The 14,481-nt window shown below is 68.5% G+C and carries 15 protein-coding genes; 4 read left to right on the top strand and 11 right to left on the bottom strand.

The features are described from left to right. Nucleotides 1-27: 27 nt before the first annotated feature. From FM105_RS09685 to FM105_RS09670, 4 genes are read right to left on the bottom strand one after another with little or no spacing between them, the layout of a single operon-like run. Nucleotides 28-1,089: a branched-chain amino acid ABC transporter permease gene (locus FM105_RS09685; RefSeq protein WP_087007696.1), complete on the bottom strand. Its 1,062-nt coding sequence runs from the start codon at nt 1,087-1,089 to the stop codon at nt 28-30. A 3-nt stretch (nt 1,090-1,092) separates the two neighbouring features. Next, nucleotides 1,093-1,965, bottom strand: coding sequence for a branched-chain amino acid ABC transporter permease (locus FM105_RS09680; protein ID WP_087007694.1), 873 nt, complete (start codon nt 1,963-1,965; stop codon nt 1,093-1,095). After that, a complete protein-coding gene (locus tag FM105_RS09675; protein WP_087007692.1) occupies nt 1,962-4,013 on the bottom strand; it encodes an AMP-binding protein in 2,052 nt (683 codons plus the stop codon). The genes FM105_RS09680 and FM105_RS09675 overlap by 4 nt, the downstream gene beginning before the upstream one ends. Further along, nucleotides 4,010-4,876, bottom strand: a complete 867-nt coding sequence (locus tag FM105_RS09670) for an ABC transporter ATP-binding protein (protein WP_087007690.1) — start codon at nt 4,874-4,876, stop codon at nt 4,010-4,012. The genes FM105_RS09675 and FM105_RS09670 overlap by 4 nt, the downstream gene beginning before the upstream one ends. 261 nt (nt 4,877-5,137) lie before the next feature. Here FM105_RS09670 and FM105_RS09665 point away from each other — a divergent pair, with 261 nt between their 5' ends. Both FM105_RS09665 and FM105_RS09660 read left to right on the top strand, forming a co-directional pair. Continuing rightward, nucleotides 5,138-6,058, top strand: coding sequence for an IclR family transcriptional regulator (locus tag FM105_RS09665; RefSeq protein WP_179207141.1), 921 nt, complete (start codon nt 5,138-5,140; stop codon nt 6,056-6,058). Continuing rightward, nucleotides 6,051-7,967: an AMP-binding protein gene (locus tag FM105_RS09660; RefSeq protein WP_179207140.1), complete on the top strand. Its 1,917-nt coding sequence runs from the start codon at nt 6,051-6,053 to the stop codon at nt 7,965-7,967. The genes FM105_RS09665 and FM105_RS09660 overlap by 8 nt, the downstream gene beginning before the upstream one ends. Here the strand turns inward: FM105_RS09660 and FM105_RS09655 are convergent. Further along, nucleotides 7,950-8,582 (bottom strand): LysE family translocator, encoded by a 633-nt coding sequence (locus tag FM105_RS09655; RefSeq protein ID WP_087007684.1) that lies wholly within the window; start codon nt 8,580-8,582, stop codon nt 7,950-7,952. The two genes, FM105_RS09660 and FM105_RS09655, sit on opposite strands and share 18 nt — an antisense overlap. A gap of 154 nt (nt 8,583-8,736) precedes the next feature. On the opposite strand from FM105_RS09655, the gene FM105_RS09650 reads away from it, so the two are divergent. After that, the gene (locus tag FM105_RS09650) at nt 8,737-9,630 is read left to right on the top strand and encodes a LysR family transcriptional regulator (protein ID WP_087007683.1); all 894 of its coding nucleotides are present in this window, start codon (nt 8,737-8,739) and stop codon (nt 9,628-9,630) included. A 199-nt stretch (nt 9,631-9,829) separates the two neighbouring features. On the opposite strand, the gene rplQ is transcribed toward FM105_RS09650, so the two are convergent. From rplQ to infA, 6 genes are all read right to left on the bottom strand, one after another. After that, complete coding sequence (rplQ, locus tag FM105_RS09645; RefSeq protein WP_087007681.1) at nt 9,830-10,408, bottom strand: 50S ribosomal protein L17; 579 nt, start codon at nt 10,406-10,408, stop codon at nt 9,830-9,832. A 42-nt stretch (nt 10,409-10,450) separates the two neighbouring features. Continuing rightward, nucleotides 10,451-11,449 (bottom strand): DNA-directed RNA polymerase subunit alpha, encoded by a 999-nt coding sequence (locus tag FM105_RS09640; protein WP_087007679.1) that lies wholly within the window; start codon nt 11,447-11,449, stop codon nt 10,451-10,453. Between the two features lie 172 nt (nt 11,450-11,621). Then, nucleotides 11,622-12,023: a 30S ribosomal protein S11 gene (gene rpsK, locus FM105_RS09635; RefSeq protein WP_087007677.1), complete on the bottom strand. Its 402-nt coding sequence runs from the start codon at nt 12,021-12,023 to the stop codon at nt 11,622-11,624. A 33-nt stretch (nt 12,024-12,056) separates the two neighbouring features. Continuing rightward, entirely contained in the window at nt 12,057-12,425 is a 369-nt protein-coding gene (rpsM, locus tag FM105_RS09630) for a 30S ribosomal protein S13 (protein WP_087007675.1), read from the bottom strand. Nucleotides 12,426-12,634: 209 nt separating this feature from the next. Next, a complete protein-coding gene (rpmJ, locus tag FM105_RS09625; protein WP_019159373.1) occupies nt 12,635-12,748 on the bottom strand; it encodes a 50S ribosomal protein L36 in 114 nt (37 codons plus the stop codon). A gap of 80 nt (nt 12,749-12,828) precedes the next feature. Next, entirely contained in the window at nt 12,829-13,050 is a 222-nt protein-coding gene (infA, locus tag FM105_RS09620; protein ID WP_087007673.1) for a translation initiation factor IF-1, read from the bottom strand. Between the two features lie 269 nt (nt 13,051-13,319). Between infA and FM105_RS09615 the strand changes: the two genes are divergently transcribed. Continuing rightward, entirely contained in the window at nt 13,320-14,471 is a 1,152-nt protein-coding gene (locus tag FM105_RS09615; RefSeq protein ID WP_087007671.1) for a hypothetical protein, read from the top strand. Nucleotides 14,472-14,481: the final 10 nt, after the last annotated feature.

Below are 14,481 nucleotides of genomic sequence, written 5' to 3'. Positions count from 1 at the left end.
GGCCCGCTGCTGAGGGGTGTGGTGCGTCTAGTAGCGGAACGGCCAGTAGCCGAACCAGTCCTTGATCCGTTCCCAGATCCGGTTGAGGCCGCGCGGCTCGAAGATGAGGAAGACGATGATCGTGAGGCCGAAGACCCCGTGCTCGACCGCGGGCAGCTGGTCCCTGATGATCGGCACCGCGCCGCCCACCACGTCCGCCACCTCGCGGACGAGGACCGGCAGGAGCGTGATGAACACGGCCCCGTACACGGCACCGGCGACCGATCCCATGCCCCCGACGATGATCATCGCGAGGTAGAGGATCGACACGTCGAGCGTGAACTTCTCCCACGACAGGATCTCCGTGTAGTGCGCCATGAGCGCTCCGGCGAGCCCCACGTAGCCGTTCGACACGGCGAACGCCGTGAGCTTGGCGCGGGTGAGGTTCACGCCCATCGCCGATGCGGCGATGTCCTGGTCGCGGACCGCCATGAAGGACCGGCCCACCCCCGTGCGGAACAGGTTCGTCGCCGTGAGCGCCGCGAGGATCGCGAGCACGAGGAGGATCATGTACCACTGCTGCTCGAAGTTCGCGCGGTCCAGGCGGAACCCGAACACCTCCAGCCGCGCGACGTCGAGGAAGCCCTGGCCCTCCGTGAGGAACTCCCACCGGCGGACGATGAAGAGGATGACCATCTGGGACGCGAGGGTGGCGATCGCGAGGTAGAGCCCCTTGAGCCTGAGCGCGGGCAGGCCCACGATCACGCCGATCGCGGCGGTGAGCATCACGGCCCCGATGATCGAGACCGGTGCGGGCATCCCGAGCCGGTCCGTGAGGATCGCGGAGGTGAACGCGCCGACTGCCAAGAAGCCGCCCTGGCCCAGGGAGATCTGTCCCGTGTAGCCCACGAGGATGTTGAGGCCGATCGCTCCGATCGCCGCGATCAGCGCGGTGTTCGCCAGTGCCAGCCAGTAGTCGTCCAGGATGAACGGGAGGATGATGACGATGACGGCGAGGACCGCCATCCGCACGATCTGCGGGCGGGTGTGCCACAGACGGAGCTCTGACCGGTAACTCGTATGATGCCGTCCGGTTTCGACTGCTGCCATGGTTCAGACCCTTTCGATGCGCTTCTCGCCGAACACGCCGTACGGGCGGACCAGCAGCACGAGGACGAGGACGAGGTAGGGGACGATCTCTGCGAGGCCCGGATCCATGTAGCCGGAGACGAACTGCGTGACGAGGCCGATCGTGAGGCCGCCGACGATGGTGCCGGGCACGGAGTCGAGACCGCCCATGATGACCACGGGGAACACGAGGAGCCCGAAGTTCACGATGTTCATCTCCACCGTCGTGATGTCCGCCAGCGTCACGCCGGCGATGAGTGCGGAGATCGCGGCGAGCGCCCACGACATGGCGAACACGCGGCGCACGGAGATGCCCACGGTCATCGCCGCCTGCTGGTCGTCCGCGACGGCCCGCATTGCGACGCCGTGGCGGGACTTCTGGAAGAACCAGGTCAGCAGGCCCAGCACGACGGCGCAGATGACGATCGCCCACAGGCGGTTGACCGGCACGGTGCCGCCCAGGATGGAGACGGAGCCGCGCGGCAGGATGGGCGGCATGGACCGCGGCTGCGTCCCGTAGAACATCTGGACGAGCGCACTCAGCACACTCGCCAGTCCGATCGTCACCATGATGATCGATATGTGGCTCTGTCCCACCATGGGTCTGAGGATGAACCGCTCGACGACCACGCCGACCACCACCGCGACCAGCACTCCGACGAGAAGCGCGAGCACGATCGGAAGCTGCATGACGACGAATGCCGTGTAGAAGGAGTAGGCGCCGATGAGCAGGAACTCGCCCTGCGCGAAGTTGATGACTCCGGTCGCCTTGTAGATGAGGACGAAGCCCAGGGCGGCGAGCGCGAGGATCGCACCCTCGGACAGTCCGATGACGAGAAGCGTGACGAAGGTGCTCACTTGCGACCACTCCAGACCTTGCGACGCACGCGGCCGGCGGGCAGCGAATATCCGGTGAGGTCGAAGATCCGCAGCGGCAGGGAGCGCTGTGCGACCGTGCCGTCCTGGTAGGTGACCGTCGATTCCATCGTGAGCTCTTCCTGTCCCTCCGCGAGTGCGGTGATGATCGGGGCGTAGCGCTCACCGATGACGTTGCGCCGCACCTTCCGCGTCCGAGTGATCTCGTCGTCGTCCGGGTCGAACTGCTTGTGGAGCAGCACGAACCGGTTGACGCGGATGCGCTCCATGAGCCCTTCGTTGGCGGTCGCGATCTCCTCTGCGACGAGGTCGTACACCTCGGGCTTCGAGGCGAGATCCGTGTAGGTGGTGAAGGAGATCCGGTTGTGCTCGGCCCATGCGCCCACAGTCGCGGGGTCGACCGTGATGATCGCGCACATGGCGGCGTCGGCATCCGCGGCCTCCGGCACGTCGAGTCCGGTGCCGGAGAACACGACCGCCTCCTCCACGTACGGGGAGAACTTCAGCTTGTTCTCGATGAACGCGTGGGAGTACATCGTGCCGTCGTCCGCGAAGACGACGTCCTTGAGCCGGTCGACGACGATCAGCTGTCCGTTGTCATCGAGGTAGCCCGCGTCACCGGTGTGCAGCCAGCCCTGACGGGTCACGGCCTCTCCGGTGGCGTCGTCGTTGCGGTGGTACCCGCGGAAGACCGCGGAGGACCGGAGCATGATCTCCTGCTTGTCACCGAACTGGATCTCCGTGCCGGGCAGCGGCTCACCCACCGATGCGAACGACACCGCATCGTCGCGGTGGAGCACCGCGATGCCGCAGATCTCCGTCTGACCGTAGATCTGCTTGAGGTTCACGCCGATCGAATGGAAGAACTGGAACACGTCGGGCCCCAGCGGGGCACCGCCGGTGTAGCAGCGCTTGATGCGCGTGAGGCCCAGCTGTTCACGGATGGGGCGGGTGGCGACGAGGTCCGCGATGCCGGCTGCGAGCTTCAGGCCCGCCCCCGGCTTCTTCCCCTCGGCCCGCACGGTGGCCGCCCTGTCCATGACGTCGTAGCCCCAGCCGAAGATCGCGCGCTTCAGCGGTCCCGACTCATCGATGCGCACCTGGACCTCGGAGAGGAGCGACTCCCAGATGCGGGGTGGGGCGAACATGACGTCCGGCCCGATCTCCCTGAGGTCCGCGCGCTGCGTCGAGGAGTCCTCCGGGAACGACACGGTGAACCCGGTGTGGAGGCTGCACGCCACGGCGAGCATCTGCTCACCGATCCAGGCGAACGGCAGCGTCGACACGTAGCGGAACGACGCGTCGATGGGATCCACCTCGGTGAGCCGGTCCGCCATCGACAGGAGGTTCGCGTGGGACAGCTCTGCGAGCTTGGGCTTCGAGGTCGTGCCGGACGTCGTGCAGATGACGGCGAGTGATTCTGGCTCGCTGCGCGCGATCTCGTCGTCGAGCCACCCGTCACGACCCTTCGCGTACTCCCGCCCTGCGTCCTCCACCGCGGTGAACTCGCGGAGCATCGGATGGTCGTACTGCTCCAGGCCGTGCGGGTCGTAGAAGACGATGTGCTCGACGAGCACCCCGTCCGCGGACTCCGCGTCCATCGCCAGCAGCTTGTCGACCTGCTCCTGGTCCTCTGCGACGACGACGCGCGCACGCGACACGGCGAGGACGTGCGTGAGCTCGGTGCCGATCGAGGTCGGGTAGATGCCCACGACCGCGGCGCCCAGTGACTGCGCCGCCAGCTCCGCGATGAGCCATTCGGGACGGTTGTCGCCCAGGACCGCGACGACGTCGCCCCGCTGGACGCCCAGTCCGGCCAGACCGTGGGCGAAGTCCCGCACGCGCTCGCGGTAGACCTTCCACGTCATGGGCATCCAGATGCCGTACCGCTTCTCCTGGAGGGCGATCTGGTCCGGACGCTGCGCGGCCAGCCGCTCGAGCAGCTGCGGCATCGTGTGCGTGATCCCGTGGGCCGGCCGGTCAGCGACGAAGCCGCCTGCCGACGGGGCCGTCTCGTTCGCCGCGCTCATGACGCCGCCCCCGCTCCCAGGTACGCCTCGATGACTCGGGGGTTGTCCATGACCTCCTGGGGCGTGCCGTCCCCGATCACCTTCCCGAAGTCCAGCACCGTGACGCGGTTGGAGATGTCCATGACCACGTTCATGTCGTGCTCGATGAGAACGATCGAGACGCCGGCGAGCTCGTGGACGTCCAGGATGTAGCGGGCCATGTCCTCCTTCTCCTCTGCGTTCATGCCGGCCATCGGCTCATCGAGCAGCAGCAGCGACGGCTGGAGGGCGAGTGCACGTCCCAGCTCGACCCGCTTCTGGATGCCGTAGGCCAGGGTCCCCACGGGCTTCTGGCGGTACGCCTGCAGCTTGAGCAGGTCGACGACCTCCTCGACGATCTCGCGGTGGGCGATCTCCTGCCGTCGGGCAGGACCGAACCACAGCATCGAGGTCAGGACGTTCTGCTTCATGTGGATGTGGCGGCCGAGCATCATGTTCTCGAGCACCGTGAGGTGATCGAACAGTTCGATGTTCTGGAAGCTGCGCGCGACCCCCAGGCGTGCCACCCTGTGGGGCGGCAGGCTGGTGAGCGCGCGTTCGCGGATGTCGAGGGAGTCGATGTCCGCCTCCGGCGACGCCGCAGGCTGATCGCGGCGTCCCCGGCCCACGTCATCTGCGACGTACCGCAGCGCGACGGAGCCTGAGGTGGGCCGGTAGAGACCGGACATGCAGTTCAGCAGGGATGACTTGCCCGCCCCGTTCGGCCCGATGATCGCGTGGATCGTGCCCGACTCCACGGACATGTCCACGTCTGCGAGCGCCGTGACGCCGCCGAACTTCAGGGTCAGGTCGGACACCCGCAGCAGAGGCTGCCCCGGGGGCATCGAGCTCCCGTTGAGTGAGTGTCTGTACGCGCGTGTTCGCAAAAGGATGCTCCTCGCAGATCCCAGCGAGGGGTCGTCCTTGGTGCGCCCTCGCTTCCGGAAGTGACTGGCGTCACCCGGTGGAATCACAATACGTTTCCACTATGCTGAATGCAATACCTGATTGAACGAATGCATATTTCATTGCGAGAGCAGATGCCGCGTCGTACAGTGACATCTGTGCTCCACGCCGGAGTACGGACGAGGAATGGACGGACACGCATGGTGGTCGACAACGGTGCACCCAAGGGCGGGCTGGGCACGATCCGCAATGCGACGCTGCTGATGGACCTGCTGGCCCGCAGCCCGTACTTCCACCAGCTCACGGATCTGGCCCAGCAGTCGGGGATGACCGTCCCCACGGTGCACAGGCTCCTCCGCTCGCTCGTGTACGCGGAGTATGCGGTGCAGGATCCCGCGACCTCGCGATACGGACTGGGACAGGCCGTGACCCGACTCGCGGTCCATCAGATGTCCAACAACCCGATCCTCACGGCGCTGAGCCCGTTCATGATCGGCCTGCGCGATCAGCTGGACGCGACGATCGCCGTGCACGTCCTCATCGGGGGCGAGGCCGTGTGCATCGACCAGGCCGAGGCCCGGGACCGCGGGCCGTTCCGCCGCCCGCTCCGGTCGGTGCCGGCGCTCGAATCCGCGGCCGGCCGCATCCTGGCCGCACACGCGGGCGATGAGGTGTGGGAGTCGATCCGCACCGGCCGCACCGCAGAGCCGGGCACCGGAGCCGAGGATGCCCCGGGAGGCCCAGCTGGCCCGGCCGGCCCGGTCGGTCCGGTCGGCCCGGGAGCCCCGGGCACCCCGGAAGCCTCGAGCACCTCGGGCACCTCCACCTCGGGCACCTCGGACGCCCCGCATGCTCCGACTCCTTCCGCCTCCACTGAGGCAGCGGACTCCGCTGCTGACATGGCATCCAGGCGGAGCGCCTGGCGCTCTGCGGAGCACGTGGTCTTCGAATCGGCGGACCCGACGGCCTCGAACGAGGTGGCAGTGCCCGTGCGCGCTGCCGACGGAGTCGTGGTCGCCGCGCTGTCGGCAGACCTCCAGCCGACGGCCGACCCCCACGCCGTCGCCGCATCGCTCCTGCGGACTGCGGCGTCGTGCGGAAGGAGCATCTCCCATGGCTGAGCACATCCCCCCGTGGCTGCGCACCCTGCAGTCCGACGTCCACGACGAATGGGCGGAATCCCTGGGACACCTCGAATGGTCGACCTCGCCCCGCGAGGTCTGGGAACCTCCGACGGCGCCCGGTACCGCAGGCGCCTGGTTCCCCGGCGGCAGGATCGACGTCGTCTGGAATCTCGTCCACCGCCATGCGGCGGAGCACGGCGACCGGATCGCCCTCCACTGGGAGGGAGAACCGGGCGACCGCCGCTCACTGACCTACGGACAGCTGTCGCAGCAGGTCGAGCAGGCTGCGCGCGCGCTGCGCGGGCTGGGGGTCGACGCCGATGCCGTCGTGGCGCTGCACACCGGATGGCTGCCGGAGACGGTCGTCACGATGCTGGCGTGCATGAGCATCGGCGCATCATGGTCGATGCTCCCCGTCTCCCTCCCGCCCGAGGCCCTGGGCACCCGCATCGACGAGCTCTCACCGACCGTCCTGCTCACCCAGGACGGCGCGTGGCGCCGCGGAGCGGTGCTGCCGCTGAAGAACCGGGCCGACGAGGCCCTCGCGAGCACCGCCGGGGTCGAGGCCACGATCGTCGTCCGCCGCACCGGCATGGACGTCCCCTGGTTCCACGGCGACCACTGGTTCAGCGACCTCATCGGCTCCGGCCCCTCCACGAGCGCGGCTGCGCCGGATCCTGCCGGCGACGGAGCACAGCTGCCCGCGGAGGGCATGCGGGCCGCGGGCCCCGTCCCGGGCATGTCCGCGGGCGTCCCGGCGGACCACGTGCTCTGCACCCGGCAGCAGGCCTCCGGAGCACCGACCACACGGCTGACCCAGCACTCCGCAGCAGGGGTGCTCATGACCGCGGCGGCCTTCCACGCGGCCGTTCGCACCGGTCCGGTCTTCTGGTGCGCAGCAGACGTGTCATGGGCGGTCTCCACCTGGCACGGCTTCATCGGTCCGCTGCTGTTCGGCGACACGGTCGTGGTCTACGAGGGCACGCTCGACGTCCCGGACCAGCTGCGCACGCTCGACGTGGTCGAGCGCTACGGAGTCTCGACGCTGGTCTCGTCCCCGTCCGTGATGCGCACCCTGCGCTCGTGGAACATCGACGCCGAACTCAGCGCCCGCGGCTCCACCCTGCGCCGACTCGTGACGGCGGGCGAACCCGTCGAACCCGGGCTGCGGGGCTGGATGGAGCAGACGTTCTCAGGGACCGGATGCGAGGTCGCGGACGGCTGGGGACAGGTGGAGCTCAATGGGATCGTCCATGTGAACGGACAGTCCACGCTGCTCGACACAGCGCACGTGGCCGCACTCGGGGAGGACGGGAAGCCGATCCGACCCGGCGAGTCCGGTCAGCTGGTCCTGCGCCTGCCCACCCCGGGGTCCCTGGTCCTCGCTGACGCTCTGGCGGACGGGTGGGAGCACCAGACGGCGGATGCCCTGGGCTTCACGGAGGACCTCGTCACGGCCGCGTCTGACGGCAGCCTGCACTTCCGCGGCCGGATGGATGCCGTGGTGTCCGTGTCCGGCCAGCTGATCTCGCTCGAGGCCGTCGCCCGCTCCCTGCTGGAGCATCCCTTCGTCAGTGCGGCCACGGCGCTGCGCGCGCACAGGGAGAACTCCGGCAGCACGATCATCGCGTGCGTGGTCGCCGACGGAGAGCCGGGTGCGGGAACGGCGCGCGAACTCATCGCCACCGTCAACGCGGAGCTCGGCGGACTGGCGCGACCGCGGATGATCGTCTTCGTCGATCGGATGACAGGCGCGATCGATCGCGGGGAGCTCGCGGACGCACTCGTCGCGCTCGTGCCCTCGCGCACCGCGTGGGCCGTCCGAACGTGGGACGAGGTGCTCGAGGCCGTCTGCACCACCGCCATCGGCCGCGAAGACGCCGCCCCGTCAGAGGACGACGAGTGAGACGCCCAGCACCACGAGGATCGCGCCCGCGACGCCGTCGACGATGAGGGGCCCGGAACCTCCGGTGAGGTACCGGCCCACACGACCTGCGATGACGGAGAGACCCGCCCCGTAGACGAGCATGCACCCGACGACGGTCGCCACGAGCAGGACATGGTCGACCGCGCTGGGCGACGCCGGCAGGAACGGCGGGAGCAGGGCCAGGAAGAACAGCCCCGTCTTGGGATTCGTGAGCGAACTGATCAGCCCGGTGCGGAACACCATCGGCAGCGAGCGGGCGGGCAGGCGCGGTTCGCCTGCGGGAGCATGCGCAGCGGAGCCCCGCCGAGCCCTGTTGACCTGGAAGAGCGCAGTCACGCCGAGGAAGACGAGGTAGCTCCCACCCACCCAGGTCAGCCCCGTGCGGACATCCGGGAACCGCTCCAGGAGCGCGGCGACTCCGGTGAGAGCGAGCACGGCCCACACCAGGACACCCAGGCCCGCCGCGGCGGTGTACACCAGCCCTGCACGCACACTGCGCGCCGCGAAGCGCAGGGTCAGGAACGTATCGGGGCCCGGCGTCACCGCCAGGATCACGCTCGCACCCAGGAACGCGATGAACTCCGCCCCGGTCACCCGGCGACCTCCCGCAGCGCCATCCGGCACCTCTTCCCTCTGACGATCACACGCCCCGCCGGACGGCGAGACCCCTCCAAGGATGAGCCATCCGACCGTCATGGAAAAGCAGATATCTCCGTACAACCATCAGTCTCTTCCTTACGATGGGGGCATGTGGGATCTCAACAGGCTGAGGATGTGGCGCGCGGTCGTGAGCACCGGATCGGTGACGGAGGCTGCGCGGAACCTCCAGTACTCCCCCGCGAGCGTCAGCCAGCAGATCATCGCACTGCAGCAGGCGGTCGGATTCCCCCTGTACCGGCGGGTGGGGCGCGGGATCGAGATCACCGAGGCGGGCCGCAGGTTCGCGGCGGAGACGAACGACCTGTTCGAGGAGTCCGCGCGGCTCACGGACGTCGTCGATGCACTGCGCTCCGGACCGCGCGGGCATGTCTCGATCGGGTGCTCGTCGTCCGTCGCACGGGAGTGGATCCCCGGCGTGCTGCGTGAGGCTGTGGCTCGATTCCCCCACCTCCGCTACGACGTGATGACGAACGAGCCCTTCACCGGCACCGACCGGCAGCGGGCGGACGTCGACGTCGTGAGCGAGCCGGGACACGCAGAGCCGGTGACCAGGGGCGGGCTGCGCAGCGACCACCTCGTGGACGACACCTACCTGCTCGTGCTGCCCGCCGATCACCCGCTCAGCGAGCACTCCGTCGTGTCCGTCGGTCAGCTCGCCGATGAGCCGCTGCTGGACCCCGACGTGCAGGGCAGCGCGACCGGCGATGTCATCGACCATGCCGCACGGGCCGCAGGCATCTCTCCCCGCTACGCTGCGCGGGCAGACGACCACTACGGCATCCTCGCCATGGTGTCCGCCGGCATCGGCCTGGCGGCACTCCCCCGCCTCGCGGTGGCGCAGCTGCCCGCCGACCTCACGTCACGACCGCTGACCGACCCGACGCCCTACCGGCGCATCATGCTCCACGTGGACCGCCGGGTCGCGCATCTGCCGCATGTCGAGTTCCTCCGTGAGGCGTTCATCCGGACCGCCACCGCATGACTGAGGGCACGTCCGCATGACCGAAGGTGCGGCCCCACGACCGAGGGCTCTGTCGCATGACCGAGGTCGCCGGTGAATGACGAAGGCCGCCGGCCTCCCGAAGGAGGACGGCGGCCTGCGTGCGAACACTCTCGCGGCGCGTGCCGCGACGGCTCGTGGAGCTCAGTCCCCGCAGAGCGTGCCTACGGGGACAGCGGGCTCACTTGGAGTCGTCTGCCGGTGCCTCAGCAGCGTCGTCGGCGGGTGCCGAGTCGGCGTCTGCTTCTGCTGCGGCCTGTGCCTCGTCGTCCTGTGCACCCGAGGTGACGTCCGGCTCAGCGGCCGGCGTCTCCTCGGTCTCGACGACCTCGGCGTCCGACGCAGCGGCTTCGGCAGCGGTGGCCTGCTCGGCCTCCTTCACCGTCGCCTGCTTGGGCGAGTAGGGCTCGAGGACGAGCTCGATGACGGCCATCGGGGCGTTGTCGCCCTTCCGGGGGCCGATCTTCGTGATGCGGGTGTAGCCGCCCGGGCGCTCAGCGACCGCAGGTGCGATCGAGGTGAACAGCTCGTGGACGATCCCCTTGTCGGAGATCGAGCCCAGCACGCGACGACGCGACGCGAGGTCGCCCTTCTTCGCGAACGTGACGAGGCGCTCCGCAACCGGACGCAGGCGCTTGGCCTTGTTCACGGTGGTGGTGATGGACTTGTGCTCGAAGAGCTGCGCAGCCAGGTTGTTGAGCATGATGCGCTCGTGCGCCGGCGAGCCTCCGAGGCGGTTTCCCTTGGTGGGAGTGGGCATTGTTCTGTCTCCTTGGAATTCTTACGTACCGCGGGCAACCGCTCAGTACTGCTCGTCCTCGACGTACGCGTCGTCGTCGGTCTCGCCGGCTTCGCCGAAGCCGACCGCGCTGTCCTTCAGGTTCAGGCCGAGCTCGCCGAGCTTCTGACGGACCTCATCGATGGACTTCTGACCGAAGTTCCGGATGTCCATCAGATCTGCCTCGCTGCGAGCGACGAGCTCACCCACGGTGTGGATGCCCTCGCGCTTGAGGCAGTTGTACGAGCGGACCGTCAGCTCCAGGTCCTCGATCGCCAGGGCGAGATCAGCGGCCATCGCGGCGTCCACCGGCGACGGACCGATCTCGATGCCCTCGGCCTCGACGTTCAGCTCACGGGCCAGGCCGAAGAGCTCGACGAGGGTCTTGCCCGCCGACGCCAGCGCATCGCGCGGGACGATCGAGGGCTTCGTCTCGACGTCGACGATGAGGCGGTCGAAGTCCGTGCGCTGCTCGACACGGGTGGCCTCCACCTTGTAGGACACCTTGAGCACGGGCGAGTAGATCGAGTCGACCGGGATCCGGCCGATCTCCGCGTCCGCGTTCTTGTTCTGCGCTGCGGACACGTAGCCGCGTCCACGCTCGACGGTCAGCTCGATGTCGAGTCGACCGGTGTCGTTGAGGGTGGCGATGTAGAGCTCTGGGTTGTGGATCTCGACGCCTGCAGGCGCGGAGATGTCCTCAGCGGTGACGGCTCCGGGGCCCTGCTTGCGCAGGTAGGCCACGACGGGCTCGTCGAACTCCGAGGACACGACCAGCGACTTCAGGTTGAGGAGGAACTCTGTGACGTCCTCCTTCACCCCCGGCACCGTCGAGAACTCGTGCAGGACTCCGTCGATCCGGACGCTCGTGACCGAGGCCCCGGGAATGGACGACAGGAGGGTGCGACGCAGCGAGTTGCCGAGGGTGTAGCCGAATCCGGGCTCGAGCGGTTCAATGGTGAACCGCGATCGACGATCGGAGACGACCTCTTCCGTGAGCGTGGGGCGCTGTGCAATGAGCACGTGGGCTTCCTTTCAGCGAACATCCGCTATATGACGTTCGCGGGCATTCAAGAGCACGCGGCGGGGACGTGCTCGAAACGCTGGCGGTTGAAGGTCCGGCTGCGACCCGCGGCACCCTGCTGCGATGTCCCGAAGGAGCATCGCCGGGGTGTCGGGCCGCGGCCGGTGCGGATCAGCCGCGCCGACGCTTGGGCGGACGGCAGCCGTTGTGCGGGGTGGGGGTGACGTCCTGGATCGTGCCCAGCTCGAGGCCGGCGGCCTGCAGCGAGCGGATCGCGGTCTCACGTCCCGAGCCCGGGCCCTTCACGAAGACGTCGACCTTCTTGAGGCCGTGCTCCTGTGCGCGACGGGCAGCGGACTCCGCGGCCATCTGAGCGGCGTAGGGCGTCGACTTGCGCGAGCCCTTGAAGCCGACCTCACCGGAGGACGCCCACGAGATGACGGCTCCCGACGGGTCCGTGATGGACACGATCGTGTTGTTGAACGTGGACTTGATGTGCGCCTGACCGGCGACGATGTTCTTCTTCAGGCTGCGGCGCGTCTTGCGCGCAGCTGTGCGTGTCTTGGGAGGCATATTCGTCGAAACTCCTGATCGATCCTGGAAGGATTACTTCTTCTTACCGGCCACGGTGCGCTTGGGACCCTTGCGGGTGCGCGCATTGGTCTTCGTGCGCTGTCCACGCACGGGCAGACCGCGGCGGTGGCGGAGGCCTTCGTAGGAGCCGATCTCGACCTTGCGGCGGATGTCGGCGGAGACCTCGCGGCGGAGGTCGCCCTCCACCTTGAAGGTGCCTTCGATGTAGTCGCGCAGCTGGATCAGCTCCGCATCGGTCAGGTCTTTCACACGGGTCGACGGGCTGACGCCGGTCTCCGTCAGGGTCTGGCGCGCACGCGTGCGGCCCACACCATAGATGTATGTCAGGGCGACCTCCACCCGCTTCTCACGGGGGATGTCGACTCCGGCAAGACGTGCCATCTGTTCTTCCTTCTCATTGATTCGGAGGTGCTGCTGCAGTCCTTCTCCCCCGGGATGTCCCGTGGGTCCCCGGCCTCCGACCGAGGGTGTCGTCCCGCCTGCAGCGGATCACTGGGATCCCTGCGGTGCGGGGGGCGAGGTCTGCGTGGGTGTGCGGCTCGCTCCCGATCAGTCGAGAGCGACGCCAGATCTGCCCGAAGTGGGTACGATCAGCCCTGACGCTGCTTATGGCGCGGGTTCTCGCAGATCACCATGACGCGGCTGTGGCGACGGATGACCTTGCACTTCTCACAGATCGGCTTGACGCTGGGCTTCACCTTCATAGCTGTTCCTTCTTCCACCGCGAATGCCCCGAGTACCCCCGGGGCAGCGCCTGCGAAATCGTCGAAGCGATCGTGTTTGCTTACTTGTACCGGTAGACGATGCGGCCGCGCGACAGGTCGTAGGGAGAAAGCTCCACGACGACCCGGTCCTCAGGCAGGATGCGGATGTAGTGCTGACGCATCTTGCCGGAGATGTGAGCGAGAACCTTGTGGCCATTGGTCAGCTCGACCTTGAACGAGGCGTTCGGAAGCGCTTCCAGCACGGTTCCCTCGATCTCGATGACCCCTTCTTTTTTGGCCATGTGTGTTCTCACCCTCAATTTCCCGCGGTATCACCGCGTGTCGTTCGTCTTGTCAGGGCTTCGCCCCTCGTCGACCGGCAGCCTGAGCGTCCGGGAGCCTGCTGCACCTCACTGGTGGACCATCGTGGATAGACTCTCCACACATCGATCACCCTGCAGCGTGCACAGACGTCCCGTGGTCACAGGCCAAGAGAACACTCTACAGCACCGCGGACTCATACGCCACATGGCCTGACCCGCGCAAGGTGGACACGCCGGAGGAGCGTCCCATGCCCCAGGCCACCGACCCGCCGGACAGGTCGCTCGCGCTCGACGGCCCCACGCGCAGGCTCGCGCACCGCGTGCTGCCGACTCTCCTGCACCCGGCCGCCGCGCCGGCGGATCGGATGGCCGCGGCACGGATCCTCGATCGCGCTCAGACCACGTCCCTCACGGCCGTCCCCGCTCCCGAGGCCCTCCTCCGGATGCTCATGCGCGGACTCCGCCCGTCTCCCGGTGCGCGCCTGTGGGAGCGGCTCTGGCCGACCCTGTCCAGTCGTCGGGCCCTCGAGGTCCTGCGCTGGGCGCCGGGTCTCGAGCCGGTCCCCCGCGGGCCCCAGCGCTTCGTGTCCGTGCCGAGGAGTGCGCTGACATCGCGCCGCCCCCGCGTGCGGCAGGGTCGGTTGGGCGACTGCTGGCTGGTGGCCGTGATGTCCGCCTGCGAGCAGGTCCGACCGGGCTTCCTGCAGGGGCTGATCTCCTCCGAAGGTTCGGCCACCCCCGCTGCTGGGCCCACCCGGGGCGAATCCGGGACCGCGGATCCATCGGTGCGGCTCACAGCGATCGATCTCCTCGAACCGGCCCTCGCCGTGCCCATCCTCCGGCGGATCCCGTTCCTCCCGGTGCGGCGTCGCCGGGTCGTCGTGAGCACGCGGGTCCCTGTCGCACATCGCGCCGGCGACCGCAGGCGGCGGCCGAACGCCGCGTCGCTCATCGAGAAGGCCGCCGCGGCGGTCTGGGCGAACGGGTCCTATCGTCGCCTCCAGAATGACTTCGCGGGGATCGGCCTCCTGCTGCTCACCGGACGGTGGTGTCCCGCGCGCCCCGTCCCGCGCACCGTCGAGCACATCGCGGAGTGGCTGGACGCGGGGCGGCCCGTAGTGCTGTCGACGCTCGCCCGCCCCCGGGGCTCCTTCACAGTCGCGCGCGAGGACGGCACCGGCCGCATCGCCTTCATGGATGCCCACGTGTACACCGCAGTGCGGGCACTCCGCTGCACAGAAGACGGCCGACCCGACTCCGGTGCGCCGGTGAGACTGCATGTCCGCAACCCGGTGGGCGGCGGCGAGAGCCCGGCCCTGCGCCGAACGGACCTCTACCTGTCCGAGCGACAGCTGCGGCGCGCGTTCATCAGCGTGAACGTGGGGCCGTCGCTGCGCTGATCCGGGTGTC

Source organism: Brevibacterium yomogidense, assembly GCF_900163715.1.
GTDB classification, from domain to species: domain Bacteria; phylum Actinomycetota; class Actinomycetes; order Actinomycetales; family Brevibacteriaceae; genus Brevibacterium; species Brevibacterium yomogidense_A.
The sequence above is the reverse complement of the archived record's forward strand: the minus strand, read 5'-3'. Positions and strand labels throughout refer to the sequence as shown.